Genomic DNA, 19283 nt, shown 5'->3' with positions numbered 1-19283 from the left:
CCAACCCCCCTCACCCCCTATTTCATCCGGGTGCTCGTTTATCCCCCCCCCCTGACCACCCCCCCCCCCGGCTTACCCCGCCCAAAACGGCTTCCCCCCCCCCCGCTGCGGCCCGTGTCGCGCGCGCGGCCCCCCGCCCCCGAAACTCACCCGCAAAGCAGGACGGGAATGTTCTTTGTCGTGGCGCTCTGGCTGGCTTTGGCAGCTTTGCTGATCTGGGCGTTCTGGCCCACCCACGCCAAATAGTCCGGAGGCTTGCTTGCACTTGAAACCCCCCTTGCCTGCTGGCCGGCGGCCTAAAACCCAAGCGCCAGCCATGCCGTCCCGGCAAGCAGCGTGACCAGCGTCAGCGGCAGGCCGACCTTGAAGAAGGCGGCGAACGACAGAGGCGTGCCGGAGACCCGCGCGTACTCGGCGACGATCAGGTTGGCCACCGACCCGATCAGCGTGAAGTTGCCGGCCAGCGTCGAGCTCATCGCCACGACCAGCCAGGCGCGCTCGGGGTCTTCCAGGCCGGGTATGAACGGCCGCAGCGCCAGCACAGCCGGAACATTGCTCATGATGTTGGACAGCACCGCGGTGAAGCCGGACAGCCGCCAGACGTCGTCCAGCCCGAGGCCTTTTGCCGAGGCTATGATGTCGGGCGTGAGCAGCGTCTTCTCGGCGCCGGCGACGACGATGAACAGGCCGGCGAACATGAACAGCAACGGCCCGTCGATCTCGCGGTAGATGCGCGCCGGCTTTATGGCACGGGTCACGAGAAGAATGGCCCCGCCGATGAGCGCCGCCTTGGCGACCGGAACGCCGGCAAAGAAGGCGATCGCCAGTCCGATGCAGACGACCACCGCCTTGAGTACCTGGCCCGGCAACATGCGGCCGCGATAGACTTCGGGGCTGAGTTCGGCCTTGCGCGCGAACTCGGCGCGATAGACGATGCGCACGATGACGACGACGGCGACGAGGCCGAACAGCGCGACCGGCGCCAGGGCCGCCGAAAAGGCCGGATAGGAAATCCCCGACAGCGCGCCGATGACCATATTCTGCGGGTTGCCGGTGATGGTGGCGACACTGCCGCAATTCGATGCCGTAGCGGTGGCGATCAGATAGGGGACAGGGTTTCGGTTGATGACGCGGGTGACGTGGACGACGATCGGCGCCATGACCAGGCAGATCGCGTCGTTGACCAGAAACGCCGACAGCACCCCGGTCAGCAGCGTCACCATCACAAGCAGCATGAACGGCGCATGCGCATGCTCGATGGCAATGGCGCCGAGCGCACGGAAGGCGCCCGAGACTTTCAGATGCGCCACGACGATCATCATGCCGAGCAACAGCGTGATCGTGTCGAAACTGATGGCGCGGTAGGCATCCTCCAGGCTGAGCGCGCCGATGGCGATCATCGCCGCACCGCCGAGCAGCGCGATGCCTGCCCGGTCGAGGCGCAAGCCGGGGAACCTGCCGACGGCGACGCCGGCATAGGTCAGGATCAGGATCAGCAGTGCCGCCGCGCCCATCAAAGTCATTCGTGGAAAAGCCCCGTTCAGATCCGCCCTGCCCCAGGCCCTAAGGGCAGCCGGCGCAAGCTGTGATTCCTGCCGCCATACTCACCCGAACTCAATCCGATCGAGCGAGCCTTTTGGCAACATCAAAGATGATGTTACGCGCGCGCCGTCGAACCATTGGCGCACATCGGCCAACAGACAATCACACGGGCAGAATATCTCGTAAAACGCCGGGTAGGGTTCCGTCAAAAGATGAAAGGTTTGGAAGACGCCCAAGCTCATCGAAATCGTGGGCTCTATCATGCCCTGAACACTCGGCTGACGCGGGGAACAAGCAGCCGATTGCGGAGTTGGAACGGCGGTAGAGGTTTGCCGGTATGAGACCCACTCCCGTGCTGCAGTACATTTATAGGATAATTGCTCGCGACGTTTTTCTCGTGCTTGCGCGTGACGCTCTTTGCGCGGCGTGGCCGCAATGACGCAGCGCGATCGTAACGCCACTTCACCACGGGAAGACAAGAAGGACGGCATAGGGCGAGCACTTGGACTCGGCCTTATCACCGGCGCCGCCGACGACGATTGCTCGGCGATCGGCACCTATGCAAGTGCCGGCGCGCGCTTTGGCCCGGACCTGCTTTGGACCGCTCCTGTAACGCTGCCGATGATGTACACGGTCGTGTATCTCTCGTCGAAGCTTGGACAGGTTTCGGGCCGCGGCCTCTTTCATGCGATCAAGGACTTCTACCCCCGATGGCTGCTCTGGGCTGTCCTGGTGGGCGTGCTGATCGGCAACACGATCGAAGCAGCCGCCGATCTCGGCGGCATGGCTGCATCCATCAACATCTTCCTTCCTGTTCCGATTCCCCTCATTGTGGTTGTAGTCGCGGCCGCGATCTTTGCTCTCCAGCTTTGGGGCTCTTACAAGCTCATACGCAACATCTTCCGCTGGCTCGCGCTGGCCCTGCTTGCCTATGTCGGCTCGGCCATCATGGCGAAGCCGGATGCGGCAGCCGTGCTGTGGGGAACCCTTGTTCCAAAAATCCAGTTCAGCCGCGAGTTCCTGTCCATTCTGGTGGCCATCATCGGCACCACCCTTTCAGCCTATCTCTACACCTGGCAGTCGAATGAGGAGGTGGAGGAAGAGATTGCCGAGGGGAGAACGACGCTGAGGAAGCGCAAGGGCGCCACGGACGGTGAACTGCGCCGCTCCCGCCGCGATATCCTGATCGGCATGATTTTTTCCAACCTCATCATGTACTTCATCATCCTGTCGACAGGGTCTACGCTCTATGAAGCCGGTGAGCACGACGTCGAGACCGCGGCTCAAGCAGCCGAAGCTCTCAAGCCGCTCGCTGGTGCAGCCGCCGGCGTACTGTTCGCTGCCGGCGTGATCGGGGTCGGGTTCCTTGCCGTTCCGGTCATGACGACAGGTGCCGCATACGATCTGGCGCAGGCGGTCGGGTGGGAGCACAGCCTTCATGCCAAGCCGCGTGAGGCGCCAAAGTTCTATATCGCGATCGGCGCCTTCACGCTGATTGCTGTTGGCCTGAATTTCCTGGGTTTCAACCCAATGAAGGCGCTCGTCTGGTCCGGTATCGTGCAGGGCTTTTCCACGCCGCCACTGCTTCTTCTCATCATGCTGATGACGAACAACCCGCGGATCATGGGAGACAAGGTCAACAGCCGGACAACCAACGCCCTGGGGTGGGCTACTACGATCGCAATCTTTTCCGCGTCTATGGGGCTGGTGGCGACCTGGTTTATCTAGGTCACCATTACGCTCGCGCTCATGCCCGGCAATTCGAGCTCACTTTCAATGTGGGGTGGGCAATGAAGAAGTTGGTCTGCACATCTGCCACAGCTACCGCGCTCCCGGCGGCATGGCTAAGTGCGCGTGCTTCTGGAAGATCGCGATCTTGTCGGGATAGGTGATGCGGATCTCGCGTCCGCATCCCTCGCACTTGTAATGGGAAACGACCTGAAACCACCTGCCGTTCTTGATGACGGTGAAGTTGCACTGCGGGCATTGGAACGTCAGGCCAACAGAGAATAGGCTGGGAGACAGGGACATTGCAGCACTTCTTGTCAGTCCGGCGGATCGACGACGAAGGATGCGGCAATCAAATCGTCGGCATCGATTCTGCCCTTGCCGTCCTCCAGGACTGCTGCGACCTTTCGAAAGGTCTTCAGTTCGTTTTCGGTAATCCGGGCGCCGCGCATCCTCTCAGCGAGGTCAGCCACGCGTATTCGCAGCGCCTGCGACGCTCCAATCTCACGGTTCGACATGGTGATCACATTCCTCGTCGCTCGACTTCCCGCCGCACCCTTTCGGCACGGCGGGTCCAGTCGCTTAGCTCATTCGATGACTTTGATGATCTTGCGCGTGCCCGGGTCAACCACAACGGTCCGGTTGTCGACCACCACGTAGCGGTATTTTGTGTCGGGGACTTCATGAAGTTCGACGATTTCGGGCAAGGTTGAGCCGATATTGAGCTCCACTCCAGGGATTTTCACCGATGCCAGCGGCTGCTTTTTGACATATTCCCTGATGACGGTCTCCTGTTCAGGCTCAATGACTACGTCCTGAGCGGCAGCGGCGCCGATACCGGCCAGCAACAGAAACCCAGCGGCTGCAGTGGAAAGACGCATACTCATAAGTGCCTCCTTGATGTGAGCTCTATTGCGCTGAACGGCATCGTCTTCGCGCCAGGCTCACCAAACCTCAGGCAGCCGCAAACGTTCCTTGGTTGGGCTTCGGTCTGATTCGAGACGGGACCTAAGTCTCACCTGTTTTCGCGTAATAGCCCGGATACCCCGCCACCCGGAACTGCGGCTGCTCGCAGCAGTTGCTAACTGTGAGCTCACGCAAGCCGATGGAGAATGGCGTCCACCAAGCCCGCTGGTTACTCGCCGCGGTCTTCGCCGTCTCCATCACGTTCCTGGCAAACGGTCGTTGGCCAGGGAACCGGCCGGACTTTGACGATTGGACCAAGAACGAACTGAGATCTGCGCAGCTACGTCCCTTCCTGCGCTGATAAGGACCACCCGCCATTCCTCATTTGGCGGGCGGTCCACAATCACGGCCAAGCCCACCCGGGCGAGGCCTGTCAGCGGTTCAAGGTCGCGAGGGCAGCATCACCTCACATCAGGTCTTCGGCAACCCCGTCGAATTTCCTGAGGCCTGCGCTTGGAGGCTTTTGCTCAAGAAGGCCCTGTTCAGATGCGGCCGCCTCGAAAGCAGCGAACGCAGCTTGATGACTGCAATGTCCGGCCAGGCATTCCTCGATCATTCGGATCGCTTCAAGTCGGGACGGCTTATCCATGGATGGCCATGGTTGCTTCAGCGCTTTCGCAGCGTCGGCTATCGACGCGATCGCCATCGCTTTGCCATTCAAGGTGATTGAAATCGGGGTGAACGCCGTCATTTTTAAAGCTCGCCGGGATTGAAGGCGGCTAAACGCAAAGACAAGGCAGTGGTTGCATGGTTGTGAATTCAGAGCGCCGCTGTCCGAAACGATCGAGGCTGAACACGCACGTCCGATAGCCTTGATCGTTTTGGCGGCGCCCGCGCTGAAGTCCTGCCTGGATTCGACCGGGAAGCCCCATCGTCCTTAACCGAACTGAAAACCAGCCCAGCAGCAAATACCGTGGAACCTTTCAAAGCCGCATGCCTTGTCCGTTCTTCATGGAAGGAGGTGCGAAATGAGCCTTGACATAGGAAAAGTCGCCGTAGCCTTGCTTGGCCTGCTTGCCTACAAGAATAGGGACAAGATCGGCGAGTTAATCGCCGGTAGGAACTCGACAGATGCCAAAAACGCTGGCTCCACCGGCGGGCTCGGCGACATCCTGGAGCGTCTCAGGAATGCGGGTGCGGGCGATCAAGTCGATTCTTGGGTTGGTACAGGATCGAATCGCCCCGTTCAGCGCGACCAGGTCGAGAAAGCGATCGACCCGCAAACGTTGAGCGATCTCGCCGAGCAAACCGGATTGTCCCGCGAGGAACTTCTCGACCGGCTCACAAGTGAACTGCCCGACGCAGTGGACAAGCTTACTCCCGACGGCCAGATGCCTGTGAGTAAAGGTCCAAATCTCCTCGACGAGGCACCTGGAGCTAGTCGCACTTAGCACCAAGCTGAAAAATGAAAGCCCGCGCCTCCGGGCGAGGACGCGGGCCGATCAGCGCATCGCCGATACTGTGTGTCCAGGATGGACCCTGAAAATGCTGGCGATCCCGACAGGATTCGAACCTGTGACCATCGGCTTAGAAGGCCGGTGCTCTATCCAGCTGAGCTACGGGACCGCTGGCCGACGCCAAGGCCGGCTGATTTATGCGCTGGAACGGCTGCCCGGCATTTGCCGGTCAATGCGTCCAGGGCGTCCTGCGGTCATAGCGGAAATTCTCCGCATAGGAAATCTGGCGGCGCTTGGATTCCTTCGGCTCCTCGACGCGATAGGCCAGCCCCTCTTTCTCCGCATAGGCCACCGCCTCTTCCCTTGTGTCGAAGGTGAGCCTGATCTGGCTCCGCATGTCAGCCGACGTGGTGTAGCCCATCAGCGGATCGATTTTCTTGCGCATCTCGGGATCGAATTCCAGCACCCAGTGGCCGGTCTTGGCCTTGCCGGACTGCATCGCGGTTTTGGCTGGGCTGAAAATGCGCGCGGACATGAACACCTCGTTGCTACGTGCAAGCGGCACCGCCGCTGTATTCCCGTCATTACTGCGCAATGCTGCCGGCGGCAAGGCCGAGCCTGTCGTACCCCCTTCACGGCGGGCCACCGACGATGATGGCGCGAGGTGACGGCCGTGGACAGGACGACCGAGATCGCACCGGGCGTTTTCTTCCCAGCGGGGACGTTTTATCCGGGTTAACGGCAGCGTGGTGAATGGATGGTCGGAGTGGAGAGATTCGAACTCCCGACCCTCTGGTCCCAAACCAGATGCGCTACCAGGCTGCGCTACACTCCGAGTCCTTGGCGGCGTATAGGGTTCCGGACTTGGCTGCGCAACCCCTAAAAGACGAAAACGGAACAAACGGCAGGCCCGAGTCGAGAGCGGGGTGGGAAATGCCGGCCGGCGCAACGGTTTCGCGGCAGTGCCACCTCAGACACCCAGGTTGCTGTCCAGCGGCACGATGATCGGCCGTGCTGCCGGCGCAGCTGCGCCGGACAGCATCGGCGACGGGCGAAGCACCCAAGCGACCGACGAGCAGCCCGGATTTCCGAGCCTGCCCGCCTGAAGCTTGCGAAGCGTCAGCCCTGGATAAACGCCAGGAGATCCGGATTGATGATCTCCGGGTGGGTGGTGCACATGCCGTGCGGCAGGCCCTCGTAGACCTTGAGCGTGCCGTGCTTCACGAGCTCGGCGGCAAGCAGGGCTGAGTCGGCAATCGGCACGATCTGGTCATCATCGCCGTGCATGATCAGGACGGGCACGTCGATCTTCATCAGGTCTTCCGTGAAGTCGGTCTCGGAAAAAGCCTTGATGCAGTCGTAGTGGGCCTTGGCTCCGCCCATCATGCCCTGGCGCCACCAATTGTCGACGGCCCCTTGCGAAACCTTGGCGCCCTCGCGATTGAAGCCATAGAACGGGCCGGCCGGCACATCCCTGTAGAACTGGGCGCGGTTGGCGACCAAAGCGGCACGGAAGCCGTCGAAGACCTCGATCGGCAGGCCGCCGGGGTTGCTGTCGGTCTTGAGCATGATCGGCGGCACCGCGCCGATCAGCACCGCCTTGGCGACGCGTCCTTCGCCACCGTAGCGGGCCACGTAACGCGCCACCTCGCCGCCGCCGGTCGAATGGCCGATATGGACGGCGTTCTTGAGATCAAGATGCGCGACCAGAGCCGCGACGTCGGCGGCATAGGTGTCCATCTCGTTGCCGGTCGCGGTCTGTGTCGAGCGGCCGTGCCCGCGCCGGTCATGCGCGATGACGCGATAGCCCTTGTCGAGGAAGAACAGCATCTGGTTGTCCCAGTCGTCGGCGCTCAGAGGCCAGCCGTGATGGAACACGATTGGCTGGCCTGTGCCCCAATCCTTGTAGAAAATCTCGGTGCCGTCCTGGGTGGTGAATGTGCTCATCGTCGTGCTCCTTGCTGCAATTGGCTGAATTGGTGGGGAAGGTTCGTTCCTTCTGTGGACAACCTATTGCAACCGCGTCATGGTGAGAATTGGCAAAACAGACATTGAACGTGGCAAAACTGACAGGTGATTGCGCTGTCTGAGCGGGTTGAAATCGGGCTTGTTGTGTATCCCGGCGTTCAGCAAGCGGCAGTTCTCGGTCTGACCGACCTGTTTCAGCTGGCCAACCGGCTGGCTGCCGACCGGTCGCCGGACGGGCTGAGGCTTCGCGTCAGCCATTGGCAGTGGCAGGAGGCGAGCCAAACCGTTATCCGCAGCTTCGACAGCGAGCTCGGCCCCGACAATGGACCTGCCATGGTCATCTTGCCTCCGACCCTGGGCGATCCGATCGCTCGCGAGGCGGCCGCGCCCTATGCCGACTGGCTCAGGGCCCGCCACGCTGCCGGCGCGACGCTCGGCTCGGTCTGCGCCGGCGCCTTCGTGCTTGCCGAGGCCGGTCTGCTGTCGGGTCGTGCGGCGACCACGCACTGGGCCTATCGCGACGCGCTGGCGATGCGCTTTCCCGACATCCTACTCGATGCCGACAAGCTGGTCATCGATGACGGCGACATCATCACCGCCGGCGGCTATATGGCCTGGACCGACCTTGGCCTGAAGCTCGTCGACCGGGTGCTTGGGCCGACCGTCATGATGGACACCGCCCGTTTCATGCTGGTCGACCCGCCGGGACGCGAGCAACGCTTCTACAGCCCCTTTGCACCCAGGCTGAACCATGGCGACGAGGCCATCCTCAAGGTGCAGCACTGGCTCCAGGCGAGAGGCGCTCGCGATGTAACGCTTGCCACCATGGCGGAGCATGCGGCCTTGGAGGAGCGGACTTTTTTGCGCCGCTTTCGCAACGCCACCGGCCTCAAGCCGACCGAGTATTGCCAGCACCTGCGCGTCGGCAAGGCGCGTGAGATGCTGCAAGCGACGACCCGATCCATCGACCAGATCGCCTGGGATGTCGGCTATGACGATCCCGGCTCCTTCCGCAAAGTGTTCGCCAGGATAACCGGCCTGGCGCCGGGCGATTACCGCAGGCGCTTTGGCGCGGAACGAGCGGCGGTGGTGGGCGTAGGGAGTTGAGTTATCATCTCGTTGAAGGCAAGCTCGCCGGGAAGAGAACCCCAACCGCCTCATCTCCCGGCGAGCCTACAACCTGATTTGATACGCATCAGGACCGGGGTTAGCCGGCAAGCTTGCATGTGCAAGAGAGATGCCAGTCAACGTTTCCCGAAATGGGACACCGGCCGGAGCTTCTTTCCTTCTCCCCTTTTTGTGGGAGAAGGGAAGTTCTCCCACCGCCTAAATCTCGAACTCGCCCTGCCCCTCATCCATGGCGCTGACGGTTTCTGCGGCGAGCGCCCTTGTGATCGGCGTCTTGCGTTCCAGTGCCGTGCGGTCGAGCCGCTCGACCACGCGCATCGCGGTGGCCAGCGAGCGCTCGATGCGGCGCACCAGATATTGCACGACATGCGGCTCGACCTCGACCTGGCGGTCGGCGAATAGTTTGGCGATGACACCGGCCAGCAAGAGATCGTCGGGCTCGTGGATCTCGACCATCGCCGCCGCCTTCAGCCGCGATGCGAGGTCGGGGAGCCTGACACCCCAGACGGACGGAAAGCGCCGCGCGGTCAAGAGCAAGGTCGAGCCGGCCGCGCGCACCGCGTTGATCAGATGGAAAAGCCCCTCTTCATCGACCGGACCGGCATCGACATCGTCGATCAGGGCCGGCCGCGCGCCGAGGCTCGCCATGCAGTCGCCGATCCGACCGGCGTCGACCTTCACCGCGCCGGCGCGGGCGCGCCAGATCGACGCCAGATGGGTTTTTCCACAGCCTGCGGGGCCAGCGAGCACGACCACCGGCGACGGCCAGTCCGGCCAGCGATCGACCAGCGCCACCGCCTGGCTGTTGGTGCCTGAGACGACGAGTTCATCGCGCGAATAGCCGGTTCCGTGGCCGAGATCGAGCGGCAACTGGCGCGGCGGGTCGATCTTGTTGTCCGGCATCTGGCTCAACTGCGCGGCCCACCGCTCCCGCGGCGACGCGCCGGCAGCGGCGGCACAGGTTCGGTGTTGTGGCCCTTGTAGAGCGGCGACTCGAGATAGCGGGCGATGGCAAAGCGCACCAGGACGGCAACGGCAGCCGAGGCCGGCACGGCGATCAGCAAGCCGACGAAGCCGAACAGCGCGCCGAAGGCAAACAGCGAAAACATCAGCCACACCGGATGCAGGCCGACGCTTTTTCCCACCAGCCTCGGCTGCAGGATGTTGCCCTCGATGAACTGGCCGACGAAGAACACGCCGGCCACCGCCGCGACCATGGTCCAGTCCGGCCAGAACTGGACGAAGGCGACGCCGACGGCCAGCACCAGCCCGGTCAGCGAGCCGACATAGGGGATGAAGGAGATCAGCCCGGCGAACAGGCCGATGAGGATGGCGAAATTCAGACCGGTCAGCGTCAGCCCGGTGGCGTACATGGCACCCAGTACCAGGCACAGCGTGCCCTGACCGCGCACAAAGCCGGCGGTGGCGGTGTTGATGTCGTTGGCGATCGCCCTGACGGTCTGGACATAATCGCGCGGCACCCAGCTGTCGACAATCGTCACCATGCGATCCCAGTCGAGCAGCATGTAGAAGGCGACGACGGGCGTGACGACGAACAGACTGACCACCGAGACCAGCGCCACGCCGGAACTCCAGATCGAGGTGAACACTGTGGTCAACAGGCCGAAGCCGGAGGTCAGCAGCGAGTTCAACCCTTCGCGCAGGCCATTGGCGTCGACGCCGAATTGCTCTTCCAGCCATCTCGGATCGAAGCTGGTGATCAGGCTCTGCAGCCGGGTCAGGTATTCCGGCAGCTTGCTGGCAAAATCGGCCATCTGCGAAGCCAGTACCGGAATGAGGATGACGAAGGCCAGCACCAGAACGACGATGAAGGCAAACAGGATGACAATCGTCGCCATCAGCCTGGACAGGCCGAGCCGCTGCAGCCGGTCGGCGACCGGGTCGAGAAAGTAGGCGAGCACCATGCCGGCGACGAACGGCAGCAGGATGCCGCTGAAGACATAGAGGAAGACCGCGAGGATGATGGCGCTGATCAGCCAGAAGCGGATTTGGCGCCGAAACACGCCGGACGCGGCCGCATCGGCAGCGGCAGCTTCGGCTGCCGCGTCGATGTTCCGGTCAGGTATCCGGTTTGGAGCCTTCGCCATAGCCGCTCATATGCCTCAGCCAAGCCACGAGATAGGCCGCGGCCGAAGCCACGGTCAAGACCCCGGACAGCAATATGAGCGCCGGCCTGAGCGGATCGAGATCGACGGCGAGGGCCAGTTCGCCCAGCACCACCGCCGCCAGCCCGATCTGGACGGCGGTGTTGGCCTTCGATACGAACAGCGGCTTCATCTCGACCGGGTGGGTCATGACGGTGGACAAAACGACGGCACAGACGATCAGCGCATCGCGCGACACCATGGTGACGACCAGCCACAGCGGCAATTCACCGATGAAGCCCAGCACAACGAACACCGAGACCAGCAGCAATTTGTCGGCCATCGGATCGAGATAGGCGCCAAGCTGCGAAAACTGGTTGAAATGGCGGGCGATGAAGCCGTCGACGCCGTCGGAAATGCCGGCGATCAGGAAGCCGGCGAAAGCCCAGTCCCAGCGCCCCTGCAGCATGGCCAGCACCACGCCCGGAACCAGCACGAAACGCATGATCGTGATCATGTTGGGGATGGTCAAACGCATGTCCCGTCGCTTCTGTTTTGATGATACATGATAGAGATGAGAGGCTACGGCAAGTGAGAGCGACGCAGATGCTGCCAATCTCCGCTCGTTGGGAGAGATTGGCTATCTTCAAGGCCTTCGCCATCGCCAATGTTGGAGATTTGCCTGAGGCCTCTGTCCACGATTTTGTGATGCCGAAAATGCCAGAGCCAGCCGTTATCCTTGCGAGGCGCAGCCGTTCATGCGAAGAGCCCCGGAAAGCAGGAAAGAGTGATGAGCAAGCGCAAGAACGGGCTCACCTATGCCGAGGCGGGTGTCGACATCGATGCCGGCAACCTCATGGTCGAGAAGATCAAGCCGCTGGTGCGCGCGACGCGCCGGCCGGGCGCCGATGGCGAGATCGGCGGCTTCGGCGGCCTGTTCGACCTCAAGGCCGCCGGCTTCACCGACCCGGTGCTGGTCGCCGCCAATGACGGCGTCGGCACCAAGCTGAAGATCGCCATCGATGCCGGCAAGCACGACACGATCGGCATCGACCTCGTCGCCATGTGCGTCAACGACATCGTCGTGCAGGGCGCCGAGCCATTGTTCTTCCTCGACTATTTCGCCACGGGCAAGCTAGACCCCGACCAGGGTGCGGCGATCGTCGGCGGCATCGCCGAGGGCTGCCGGCAAGCCGGATGCGCGCTGATCGGCGGCGAGACGGCGGAAATGCCCGGCATGTATCACGGCAACGACTACGACCTCGCCGGCTTTGCCGTGGGCGCGGCCGAACGCGGCCAGTTGCTGCCGACCGACGATATCGTCGAGGGCGACGTGCTGTTGGGGCTGGCCTCGTCGGGCGTGCATTCAAATGGCTTTTCGCTGGTCCGCCGCATCGTCGCCACCAGCGGGCTTGCGTGGACCGATCCAGCGCCCTTCAACGATGAAGCCACGCTGGCCGAGGCGCTGCTCGAGCCGACCCGCATCTACGTCAAGTCGATCCTCAAGGCGATCCGTAACACGCATGGCATCAAGGCGCTGGCCCATATTACCGGCGGCGGTTTCCCGGAAAACATCCCGCGCGTCCTGCCGAAGGATTTTTCGGCCGAGCTCGACCTCGACGCCATCGAGGTGCCGGCGGTGTTCTCATGGCTGGCCAAGACCGGCGGCGTGGCGCCCGACGAGATGATGCGCACCTTCAACTGCGGCGTCGGCATGATCCTCGCCGTCGCCTCCGGCCAGGCGGCACAGGTCGCGGCCGTGCTGCAGGAGGCCGGCGAGAGCGTGACGCCGATCGGCCGCATCGTGCCGCGCCGCGACGCCGGCGTGATCTATCGGGGCGCGATCGGCCTATGAGCATGCGCAAACGCACGGTGGTGCTGATTTCGGGACGCGGCTCCAACATGACGGCGCTGATCGCCGCGGCCAGCAACCCGGACTATCCGGCCGAGATCGTCGGCGTCATTTCCGACCGGGCCAATGCCGCCGGTCTCGGTATCGCGGCGGCGCGAGGCATCGCCACCAAGGTGATTTCGCGGGCCGACTATACCAGCAAGGAAGCGCATGACGGCGCAATCGACGCCGCGCTTGCCTCGCTCGGCGCCGAGATCGTGGCGCTAGCCGGTTATATGCGCATTCTCGGCGCGCGCTTCGTCGAGAAATGGCTGGGCCGGATGATCAACATCCACCCTGCCCTGCTGCCCGCCTTCAAGGGGCTGGATACGCATGCGCGCGCCTTGCGCGCGGGCATACGCATCCATGGCTGCACGGTGCATTTCGTCACGCTGGACATGGATGACGGCCCGATCATCGCCCAGGCCGCCGTGCCGGTGATGGTCGGCGACAATGAGGACATGCTCGCCGCGCGTGTGCTGAAGGCCGAGCACCGGCTTTATCCGCTGGCGCTCGGGCTGGTCGCCGAAGGCAAGGCGCGGATGGAAGGCGGCCGCACCGTGCTTGCCCACTTCGCCGACGATGCCGACAACAGCACCTCGGTGATCATGGCGCCCGATCCGCTGCGCGAGGAAACCGACCTCGAGCAGTTGGCGCGCATCACGCCCTGAGCAGGAGGAGGCCGGCATGGCGACAACGAAGCAACTCCTTCTTCTGCGTCATGCCAAGTCGAGCTGGGACGATCCTGACCTTATCGACTTCGACCGGCCGCTGTCGGCGCGCGGGTTGAAGGCCGCTCCGCTGGTCGGTCGCGAACTGGCCAGCCAGGGCTGGCTGCCCGATCTGGCGCTGGTATCGCCGGCGCTGCGCAGCCGCGACACATGGCGGCTGGTCTCGGCGGAACTGCCCGCGAAAACGCCGGCCAAATTCGTCCAGGCGCTCTACGAGGCCAGCGCGGCAGACGTTCTCGCCAAGGTCCGGCAGGCAAATGCGGCAACAATCAGCCTCTTGGTGCTCGGCCATAATCCCGGCCTGGAGGAATTCGCGCGCCGACTTGCCGGCGCCGGGTCGGATGCCGCTGCACTCAATAAGCTTGAAGAAAAATTCCCGACGGCAGCCCTCGCCCGCTTCGTTTTCGACCGTGACTGGGCGCGGTTGGCCCTCGGCGATGCGCGGCTGACACACTGCGTTTGGCCGAAGGATCTGCGCTAAACGAGGGCTGTGACTTGATATGCAAAAGCAAGAATGGCGGGCCAAGCCCGCCGCTCTTTGCGTTCCGCAGCTTGAGGATTTAGCGGCCCCAGTTGCCCCGGCCGGACTGAGGCACGACCGGTTCAGTCGTGCCGGGCTGGGTCGTCGCGTTGGTATTGACGGTATTGTGCTCCGCCGTAAACGGCTTGCGGATCGAACCCGTGAACGTGCTGTCGACATTTCCAACAGCCGCATTGCCAACAGGCGCGGCCGGCTGATTGGCGCCGTCCGAACCATAGTGGTCGCTGCCGGCAAAGGCGCTGCCTGTGGCAATGAGGATGGCGGCAGCGGTGAGAGCAATCTTGGTCATTTCAGGTACTCCAGTACTTTCATTGTTGTTGTCCGTCTCGTGGCGTGCCTTGGGAGGATTTCGCGTCGCTCGGACCGCCCCGAAGTGGGTTGGCCCTGCAGCAGTTTCCAATCACAAAGATGTTCCGGCTACGCCCTGAACCGGCTGCTTGAAATCCGCTAAAAGGCTTCCTTCGCCATAATTTTTTACATCCTCTTCAATACGTTAGACAAATACGCCTGCCGCGTGGCGCGGCCATCTGCTGAGCCGGCGTTCACTGTGTCATGCACGATCCGTCAATAGAACGAACCGATCGGTTCGATTTTCCCGCTGACGCGCAAGTGAAGTCATGCAGCTGCCGGCTTTCGTTTGCCGCCCTAGACGTGCACGTCGCCAAAGGAGAGCTCGCCGTCGTCGCTGGCGGTCAGGAACGCCGTGACCAGCAGGCCGGCATAGAAGGCGGCGACCAGCACGACGATGACCAGGCCGGGAATGGGCCCCAGAGCAGCGCCGGCAACTGCCTCGCGCACCGAACTGACGAAGTCGATGCGGACACCTTCGGTTAGAAGACTGGGGGTCGACAGTTTCAGGATCCAGGCCAACAGCAGGATCAGCAGCATGTGGATGTAGTTTCGACGCAGACGGCGCGCCAACGCCGCTCGTTGCGAAATGAGGAATTTTGGAGTGCGCAGACTTTCGCCGACGACCAACAGCCAATCGGACGCGAAGTCCGGCTGCGGCGAGAATATCTGCGCGAAATAGTGCCGTTCGAACTGGCGCACGCGGGCCCGGTAAACGTCGAAGAAGCGATATCGCCGCGCTTCTATCCACAGCAGCAACAGGACAAGCAGCATGGCAAAAAGCAGTACGCCATGATGCGCGCTGGCCGTCGAAAGCGAGATGGACAACATTGCCGCGACGACCGTTATCGCCCAATTGCTCGTCCGGTCCAGGCGGTCGCGCCACCCCGTCATGCGCAGAATCTCGGCGCGATGAAAATGCGCCATCGTGGTCACGAGTTCGCCGGGCGAAAGCGTCCTTCCAACGGGGGCCGGCGCTGCCAACGCTTCTGCCATCACCATGTCTCCACCGCCACGCAAAAACGGCTGGTTGGGCATATCGTTCCGACGCTTCACTTTGCCGGGCGCAGCCACACCTTGTTGTCGTGGAATGCCGCACCGCCATAGGGCGCCGGCGCGTCGGCGCCGGTCAGGACGTTGATGCCCTCGCCGCGCTCGTGGGCGCTGTTGGGCCAGATGCCTTCGGCCACCACGACACCGCGCTTGAGGCCGTCGAACAATCTTGCGTGCAGCACAACTTCGCCGCGCGCATTGCCGATCTCGACGCGGTCGCCATTGGCCAGCCCATAGGCTGCCGCATCGTCCGGATGCAAAAGCAGTTCCGGCCGGCCCTCCTTGGCCTTCGACACCGGCGTCTCGGAAAAGGTCGAGTTGAGGAAATTGCGCGCCGGCGAGGTGGCCAGCCGGAACGGATGCGCCGCATCCGCCACCTCGATCAGATCGACGTGGTCGGGAAATTCCGGCAGGCTTGCCACCGGCCCGAACAGGCCCATGCTTTTCGGCGGCCGGTTGGGCGCCGCCTGCCCGGTCCAGTCGGCGCGAAAGCGGAATTTTCCGTCCGCGTGGCCGAAGCCGTCGATAAAATGCGCCGCTTCGAAAGCCGGCTGCAAATCGAGCCACTTTTGTTCCTTGAGGCTCGAAAAACTGCCCAGCCCGCGCTTGCCCAAAATGATGTCGATATGCTGCTGCTCGGTCATGCCGAAGCCAGGCCTGTCGCCAACACCGAGCCTTTTGCCGAGTTCCTCGATGACGAAATGGTTGCTGCGCGGCCCTTCCGGCGGGTCGATCAGCTTCGGCCCGAGCGTGATGTGCTGATTGCCGCCACCCTTGTAGACGTCGTCATGCTCTAAAAACATCGTCGCCGGCAGCACGACATCTCCGAGTTTTGCGGTGTCGGTCATGAACTGTTCGTGCACGCAGGAAAACAGGTCGTCGCGCAAAAAACCCTGCTTCACCAGCCGCTGCTCCGGCGCGACATTGACCGGATTGGTGTTCTGGATCAGCAGCGCCGTCACCGGCGGGCCGCCATAGAGCGCATCCTCAGCGCCGGTCAGCACCGGGCCGATGCGCGAATGATCGAGGTGGCGGACCGCCGGGTCGCGCATCCGCGTGCCTTCCAGCAGTTCCTGGTTCAGTTTGAAGATGCCCGAATTGGAATGGAAGGCGCCGCCGCCCTCATATTGCCAGCAGCCGGTGACCGCGGCGATCGAGGCGGCGGCATGCATGTTGACCGAGCCGTTGCGCTGCCGTGAAAAACCGTAGCCGAGGCGGAAATAGGTTTTCTTGGTCGTGCCGACGAGACGGGCGAAGGCCTCGACCTCATCGACGGAAAGCCCGGTGATATCAGCCGCCCATTGCGGCGTCCTCGTCTGAAGATGCGCTTCCAGACCGTGCGGATCGTCGGTGTATTTTGCCAAATAGGCGCGGTCGGCCATGCCGTCACGGAACAGCACATGCATCACCGCGCAGGCCAGCGCACCGTCGGTGCCGGGCTTCAGCACCAGGCCGAGATCGGCCTGCTTCATCGTCGCGTTCTCGTAGACGTCGATGACGACGATCTTGGCGCCGCGCTCCTTGCGCGCCTTGATCGCGTGGGTCATGACATTGACCTGGGTGACCACGGCATTGGTGCCCCAGACCACCACGCAGTCGGACTTGGCCATCTCGCGCGGGTCAGGACCGCGCAGCGCGCCGGCCCCCATCATCCAGCCGGTCCAGGCCAGATTGGTGCAGATCGAACCGAAGAAGCCGGAATATTTTTTCGCGTGGCGCAGCCGCTCGATGCCATCGCGCTGCACCAGTCCCATGGTGCCGGCATAGTAATAGGGCCAGACCGTCTCCGAGCCATATCTTGCCTCGGCCGCGATGAATTTTTCGGCGACCAAGTCGAGTGCGGCCTCCCAGCTCGCGTCCTTCCAAAGGCCCTCACCCTTGGCGCCCGCCCGGATCAGCGGCTTCAGCAAGCGGTCGGGATGATGGACGCGGTCGGCATAACGGGCGACCTTGGCGCAGATGACGCCAGCCGTGTAGCTGTTGGCCTTGGCGCCATGGACGCGGCCGATGCGCTTGCTGTCGAGCAGCTCGACCTCGAGCGCGCAGGTCGACGGGCAATCATGCGGACAGGCCGAATGGCCGATCCTGAGCTTGGCGTGCTGATTCATGGGGCGAGATTAGCGGGTTCCGGACACGGCGTGTAGGGCCAGATGCAGCGCTAACTTGCTTCTCCTTGCTGAGGCAGCTGAAAATCTGGCGACCACCAGCGCGGAGCCGTTAGAACTGCGTCGTCAACGCCGTCAGCCACTCGGGCGAAGCGTTGACGAGTGCGGTTTCCAACGCCTTGTCGAACCCAGAAAGAATCGCGGCGGCGGTCATCACCAGCAAGACGCCGAAGGCGACCTTCAGCCCGCTGCCGGCGCTGGCGATGTGGCTGCGCCAACTCAGCAAGGTCTCGCGGGACAGTAGTCCGAGGATCAGCAACGGCACGGCAGCACCGAGACCAAACAGGACCATGGTGACCCCAACCTGGCCAAGGTCTTGGCCCTGCGCTGCAAGGACGGAAGCGGCACCGAGAGTCGGGCCAACGCAAGGGCTCCACACCGCGCCGAGCAACAGACCGACGCCGAACTGCCCCCAAAGGCCAACGGATGAAAAGCCGCCAAACCGCTGCTCGACCCAGTTGCCGGCCGGACCGGCCGCAAGCGCGATATGCGCCTGGAGTGGCGGCACGATCAATATCGTGCCGAGGACGAGCATCAGAACTGCGGCGGCGCTGCGAAAGACACCGCCGTCAAGCCCGACGGAGAACCCGATCGTGGCGACGAAAAGCCCTATGGCCGTGAAGGATATGGCAAGTCCTGCGGCCAGCGCGATGGGGCCATAGCGATGCTGACTGACGGCAGCACCGAGCACGATCGGGATCAGCGGCAGCACGCATGGCGACAGCGTCGACAGCACCCCGGCCAGGAACGAAAATATGAAGCCGAGTAGCATCTCCGCCGCTCAGATCGTTTTATCAAGCAATTGCTTGATGGCATCCGCCTTGGTCACGCCAACAAGCCGACCGACTTCCGTTGCGCCCTTGAAGGTGATCAGCGTGCTCTGCATCCGCGCACCAAGAGCCCGAACAACCTCTTTTTGGGAATCGAAATCGACTTCGAAAACGGCCAGGTTTGCGTGCTCGGGCGCAGGCAGCAACTTGCCGAGCACCCGCTTCTGCGCCTTGCAGATCGGACACCAGCTGGCGGTGATCTCGACCAGGATCGGCTTGCCTGCCTTTTGCGCCTTTTCGAAGGCCTGCCGTGTGTAGGCCATGCGGCTGGCAGCCAGCGCCGCCGGAGCCGAGGCGAGGCCTGATATTGCGGTCAGGCCGATGAGGAAGGTGCGACGGTCTAGCATTTCTTGACTCCTGAAGGTGTCGGCGGGCAAGTAATCCCGCCATGGCGGACATGAGGATACGGTCCGTTGTTCGCGCCAGCGACGGCGAACGTTACAGGCTCGCGGAAATGTTACCGAGGCCGCGCTTCGCTTGTGTCCACGTGCATTCGACGCCGTCAGCAGCCATCAGGTGCTGACGCCAAGCGCACCAGTGGCTTCAGCAAGCGCTCGGGATTATGGACGCGGCGGCGTAGCGGGCGACCTTGGCGCCGATGACGCCTGATGTATGCGTATTGGGCCTTGGCGCCGTGGACGCGGCCGATGCGCTTGCTGTCGAGCAGCTCGACCTCGAGCGCGCAGGTCGACGGGCAGTCATGCGGACAGGCCGAATGGTCGATCCTGAGCTTGGCGTGCTGATTCATGGGGCGAGATTAGCGGGTTCCGGACACGGCGTGTAGGGCCAGATCGCGCCTTCCCTTCTCCCCTTTGTTTGGACCGGAGACATCGCGAACAGGTGTGCGAGGACATCGCGAACAGTTTTGCGCATTGTGCGCGAGGGGGTTC

General features: G+C 63.0%; 21 protein-coding genes, 2 tRNA genes and 2 pseudogenes. 7 read left to right on the top strand and 18 right to left on the bottom strand.

The window, feature by feature from the left end; translation table 11 throughout:
• Positions 1 to 296 precede the first annotated feature (296 nt).
• Entirely contained in the window at positions 297 to 1523 is a 1227-nt protein-coding gene (locus AC0L2B_RS01820; protein WP_473743930.1) for an anion transporter, read from the bottom strand.
• Between the two features lie 25 nt (positions 1524 to 1548).
• Here AC0L2B_RS01820 and AC0L2B_RS01815 point away from each other — a divergent pair.
• A pseudogene (locus AC0L2B_RS01815) lies at positions 1549 to 1637 on the top strand (transposase); the annotation flags it as partial.
• A gap of 340 nt (positions 1638 to 1977) precedes the next feature.
• Positions 1978 to 3270, top strand: coding sequence for an Nramp family divalent metal transporter (locus AC0L2B_RS01810; RefSeq protein ID WP_287174241.1), 1293 nt, complete (start codon positions 1978 to 1980; stop codon positions 3268 to 3270).
• Positions 3271 to 3363: 93 nt separating this feature from the next.
• Here the strand turns inward: AC0L2B_RS01810 and AC0L2B_RS01805 are convergent, their stop codons facing one another.
• The 4 genes from AC0L2B_RS01805 to AC0L2B_RS01790 all read right to left on the bottom strand — a co-directional run bounded on the left by AC0L2B_RS01805 (position 3364) and on the right by AC0L2B_RS01790 (position 4927).
• Positions 3364 to 3573 (bottom strand): hypothetical protein, encoded by a 210-nt coding sequence (locus AC0L2B_RS01805; protein WP_023800632.1) that lies wholly within the window; start codon positions 3571 to 3573, stop codon positions 3364 to 3366.
• Positions 3574 to 3587: 14 nt separating this feature from the next.
• A complete protein-coding gene (locus AC0L2B_RS01800) occupies positions 3588 to 3788 on the bottom strand; it encodes a hypothetical protein (protein ID WP_023800633.1) in 201 nt (66 codons plus the stop codon).
• A 69-nt stretch (positions 3789 to 3857) separates the two neighbouring features.
• A complete protein-coding gene (locus tag AC0L2B_RS01795; RefSeq protein ID WP_473743928.1) occupies positions 3858 to 4157 on the bottom strand; it encodes a DUF1236 domain-containing protein in 300 nt (99 codons plus the stop codon).
• Between the two features lie 485 nt (positions 4158 to 4642).
• The gene (locus AC0L2B_RS01790; protein WP_236371494.1) at positions 4643 to 4927 is read right to left on the bottom strand and encodes a DUF982 domain-containing protein; all 285 of its coding nucleotides are present in this window, start codon (positions 4925 to 4927) and stop codon (positions 4643 to 4645) included.
• A 277-nt stretch (positions 4928 to 5204) separates the two neighbouring features.
• Here AC0L2B_RS01790 and AC0L2B_RS01785 point away from each other — a divergent pair, with 277 nt between their 5' ends.
• Positions 5205 to 5627: a YidB family protein gene (locus AC0L2B_RS01785; RefSeq protein WP_091590627.1), complete on the top strand. Its 423-nt coding sequence runs from the start codon at positions 5205 to 5207 to the stop codon at positions 5625 to 5627.
• 98 nt (positions 5628 to 5725) lie between these two features.
• Here AC0L2B_RS01785 and AC0L2B_RS01780 read toward each other — a convergent pair.
• The 4 genes from AC0L2B_RS01780 to AC0L2B_RS01765 all read right to left on the bottom strand — a co-directional run bounded on the left by AC0L2B_RS01780 (position 5726) and on the right by AC0L2B_RS01765 (position 7580).
• A tRNA-Arg gene (locus tag AC0L2B_RS01780) sits at positions 5726 to 5802 on the bottom strand.
• A gap of 60 nt (positions 5803 to 5862) precedes the next feature.
• Positions 5863 to 6168: an ETC complex I subunit gene (locus tag AC0L2B_RS01775; protein WP_023800638.1), complete on the bottom strand. Its 306-nt coding sequence runs from the start codon at positions 6166 to 6168 to the stop codon at positions 5863 to 5865.
• 223 nt (positions 6169 to 6391) lie between these two features.
• A tRNA-Pro gene (locus AC0L2B_RS01770) sits at positions 6392 to 6468 on the bottom strand.
• 284 nt (positions 6469 to 6752) lie between these two features.
• A complete protein-coding gene (locus tag AC0L2B_RS01765; RefSeq protein ID WP_473743927.1) occupies positions 6753 to 7580 on the bottom strand; it encodes an alpha/beta fold hydrolase in 828 nt (275 codons plus the stop codon).
• Between the two features lie 126 nt (positions 7581 to 7706).
• Between AC0L2B_RS01765 and AC0L2B_RS01760 the strand changes: the two genes are divergently transcribed.
• Positions 7707 to 8708 (top strand): GlxA family transcriptional regulator, encoded by a 1002-nt coding sequence (locus tag AC0L2B_RS01760; RefSeq protein ID WP_473743926.1) that lies wholly within the window; start codon positions 7707 to 7709, stop codon positions 8706 to 8708.
• Positions 8709 to 8927: 219 nt separating this feature from the next.
• Here the strand turns inward: AC0L2B_RS01760 and hdaA are convergent, their stop codons facing one another.
• From hdaA to AC0L2B_RS01745, 3 genes are read right to left on the bottom strand one after another with little or no spacing between them, the layout of a single operon-like run.
• Positions 8928 to 9632, bottom strand: coding sequence for a DnaA regulatory inactivator HdaA (hdaA, locus tag AC0L2B_RS01755; protein ID WP_473743924.1), 705 nt, complete (start codon positions 9630 to 9632; stop codon positions 8928 to 8930).
• 5 nt (positions 9633 to 9637) lie between these two features.
• On the bottom strand, positions 9638 to 10837 hold the full coding sequence (locus AC0L2B_RS01750) for an AI-2E family transporter (protein ID WP_473743923.1): 1200 nt from the start codon (positions 10835 to 10837) through the stop codon (positions 9638 to 9640).
• On the bottom strand, positions 10809 to 11366 hold the full coding sequence (locus AC0L2B_RS01745) for a CDP-alcohol phosphatidyltransferase family protein (RefSeq protein ID WP_027152619.1): 558 nt from the start codon (positions 11364 to 11366) through the stop codon (positions 10809 to 10811). Before AC0L2B_RS01745 ends, AC0L2B_RS01750 begins: the two co-directional genes overlap by 29 nt.
• Before the next feature lie 258 nt (positions 11367 to 11624).
• Here AC0L2B_RS01745 and purM point away from each other — a divergent pair, with 258 nt between their 5' ends.
• From purM to AC0L2B_RS01730, 3 genes are read left to right on the top strand one after another with little or no spacing between them, the layout of a single operon-like run.
• Positions 11625 to 12689, top strand: coding sequence for a phosphoribosylformylglycinamidine cyclo-ligase (purM, locus tag AC0L2B_RS01740; protein ID WP_473743921.1), 1065 nt, complete (start codon positions 11625 to 11627; stop codon positions 12687 to 12689).
• Entirely contained in the window at positions 12686 to 13396 is a 711-nt protein-coding gene (gene purN / locus AC0L2B_RS01735) for a phosphoribosylglycinamide formyltransferase (RefSeq protein WP_473743920.1), read from the top strand. Before purM ends, purN begins: the two co-directional genes overlap by 4 nt.
• Positions 13397 to 13412: 16 nt before the next feature.
• Entirely contained in the window at positions 13413 to 13937 is a 525-nt protein-coding gene (locus AC0L2B_RS01730; RefSeq protein ID WP_473743919.1) for a SixA phosphatase family protein, read from the top strand.
• 79 nt (positions 13938 to 14016) lie between these two features.
• On the opposite strand, the gene AC0L2B_RS01725 is transcribed toward AC0L2B_RS01730, so the two are convergent.
• The 6 genes and pseudogenes from AC0L2B_RS01725 to AC0L2B_RS01700 form a co-directional block, all read right to left on the bottom strand.
• Positions 14017 to 14286 carry a DUF680 domain-containing protein gene (locus AC0L2B_RS01725; protein WP_473743918.1) on the bottom strand — a complete coding sequence of 90 codons (270 nt, stop codon included), beginning with the start codon at positions 14284 to 14286 and terminating at the stop codon, positions 14017 to 14019.
• Between the two features lie 356 nt (positions 14287 to 14642).
• Positions 14643 to 15341, bottom strand: coding sequence for a DUF2270 domain-containing protein (locus tag AC0L2B_RS01720; RefSeq protein WP_023800651.1), 699 nt, complete (start codon positions 15339 to 15341; stop codon positions 14643 to 14645).
• A gap of 56 nt (positions 15342 to 15397) precedes the next feature.
• Positions 15398 to 17506: a molybdopterin-containing oxidoreductase family protein gene (locus tag AC0L2B_RS01715; RefSeq protein ID WP_473743916.1), complete on the bottom strand. Its 2109-nt coding sequence runs from the start codon at positions 17504 to 17506 to the stop codon at positions 15398 to 15400.
• A 109-nt stretch (positions 17507 to 17615) separates the two neighbouring features.
• Complete coding sequence (locus AC0L2B_RS01710) at positions 17616 to 18335, bottom strand: cytochrome c biogenesis CcdA family protein (protein WP_473516042.1); 720 nt, start codon at positions 18333 to 18335, stop codon at positions 17616 to 17618.
• Positions 18336 to 18344: 9 nt separating this feature from the next.
• Positions 18345 to 18740 carry a thioredoxin family protein gene (locus AC0L2B_RS01705; RefSeq protein WP_473611435.1) on the bottom strand — a complete coding sequence of 132 codons (396 nt, stop codon included), beginning with the start codon at positions 18738 to 18740 and terminating at the stop codon, positions 18345 to 18347.
• Between the two features lie 161 nt (positions 18741 to 18901).
• Positions 18902 to 19141: pseudogene (locus tag AC0L2B_RS01700) on the bottom strand (molybdopterin oxidoreductase family protein); the annotation flags it as partial.
• Positions 19142 to 19283 lie beyond the last annotated feature (142 nt).

This window comes from Mesorhizobium sp. WSM4815, from assembly GCF_055811575.1.
Note: the sequence above shows the minus strand (reverse complement) of the source record. Positions and strands in the feature narration are given on the sequence as shown.

Coding starts and splice junctions, on each gene's coding strand:
- AC0L2B_RS01785 (WP_091590627.1), top strand. CDS start 5,205: ATGAGCCTTGACATAGGAAAAGTCGCCGTAGCCTTGCTTGGCCTGCTT.
- AC0L2B_RS01720 (WP_023800651.1), bottom strand. CDS start 15,341: ATGGCAGAAGCGTTGGCAGCGCCGGCCCCCGTTGGAAGGACGCTTTCG.
- hdaA (WP_473743924.1), bottom strand. CDS start 9,632: ATGCCGGACAACAAGATCGACCCGCCGCGCCAGTTGCCGCTCGATCTC.
- AC0L2B_RS01795 (WP_473743928.1), bottom strand. CDS start 4,157: ATGAGTATGCGTCTTTCCACTGCAGCCGCTGGGTTTCTGTTGCTGGCC.
- AC0L2B_RS01725 (WP_473743918.1), bottom strand. CDS start 14,286: ATGACCAAGATTGCTCTCACCGCTGCCGCCATCCTCATTGCCACAGGC.
- AC0L2B_RS01810 (WP_287174241.1), top strand. CDS start 1,978: ATGACGCAGCGCGATCGTAACGCCACTTCACCACGGGAAGACAAGAAG.
- AC0L2B_RS01750 (WP_473743923.1), bottom strand. CDS start 10,837: ATGGCGAAGGCTCCAAACCGGATACCTGACCGGAACATCGACGCGGCA.
- AC0L2B_RS01710 (WP_473516042.1), bottom strand. CDS start 18,335: ATGCTACTCGGCTTCATATTTTCGTTCCTGGCCGGGGTGCTGTCGACG.
- purM (WP_473743921.1), top strand. CDS start 11,625: ATGAGCAAGCGCAAGAACGGGCTCACCTATGCCGAGGCGGGTGTCGAC.
- AC0L2B_RS01715 (WP_473743916.1), bottom strand. CDS start 17,506: ATGAATCAGCACGCCAAGCTCAGGATCGGCCATTCGGCCTGTCCGCAT.
- AC0L2B_RS01765 (WP_473743927.1), bottom strand. CDS start 7,580: ATGAGCACATTCACCACCCAGGACGGCACCGAGATTTTCTACAAGGAT.
- AC0L2B_RS01800 (WP_023800633.1), bottom strand. CDS start 3,788: ATGTCGAACCGTGAGATTGGAGCGTCGCAGGCGCTGCGAATACGCGTG.
- AC0L2B_RS01775 (WP_023800638.1), bottom strand. CDS start 6,168: ATGTCCGCGCGCATTTTCAGCCCAGCCAAAACCGCGATGCAGTCCGGC.
- AC0L2B_RS01805 (WP_023800632.1), bottom strand. CDS start 3,573: ATGTCCCTGTCTCCCAGCCTATTCTCTGTTGGCCTGACGTTCCAATGC.
- AC0L2B_RS01820 (WP_473743930.1), bottom strand. CDS start 1,523: ATGACTTTGATGGGCGCGGCGGCACTGCTGATCCTGATCCTGACCTAT.
- AC0L2B_RS01790 (WP_236371494.1), bottom strand. CDS start 4,927: ATGACGGCGTTCACCCCGATTTCAATCACCTTGAATGGCAAAGCGATG.
- AC0L2B_RS01730 (WP_473743919.1), top strand. CDS start 13,413: ATGGCGACAACGAAGCAACTCCTTCTTCTGCGTCATGCCAAGTCGAGC.
- AC0L2B_RS01705 (WP_473611435.1), bottom strand. CDS start 18,740: ATGCTAGACCGTCGCACCTTCCTCATCGGCCTGACCGCAATATCAGGC.
- purN (WP_473743920.1), top strand. CDS start 12,686: ATGAGCATGCGCAAACGCACGGTGGTGCTGATTTCGGGACGCGGCTCC.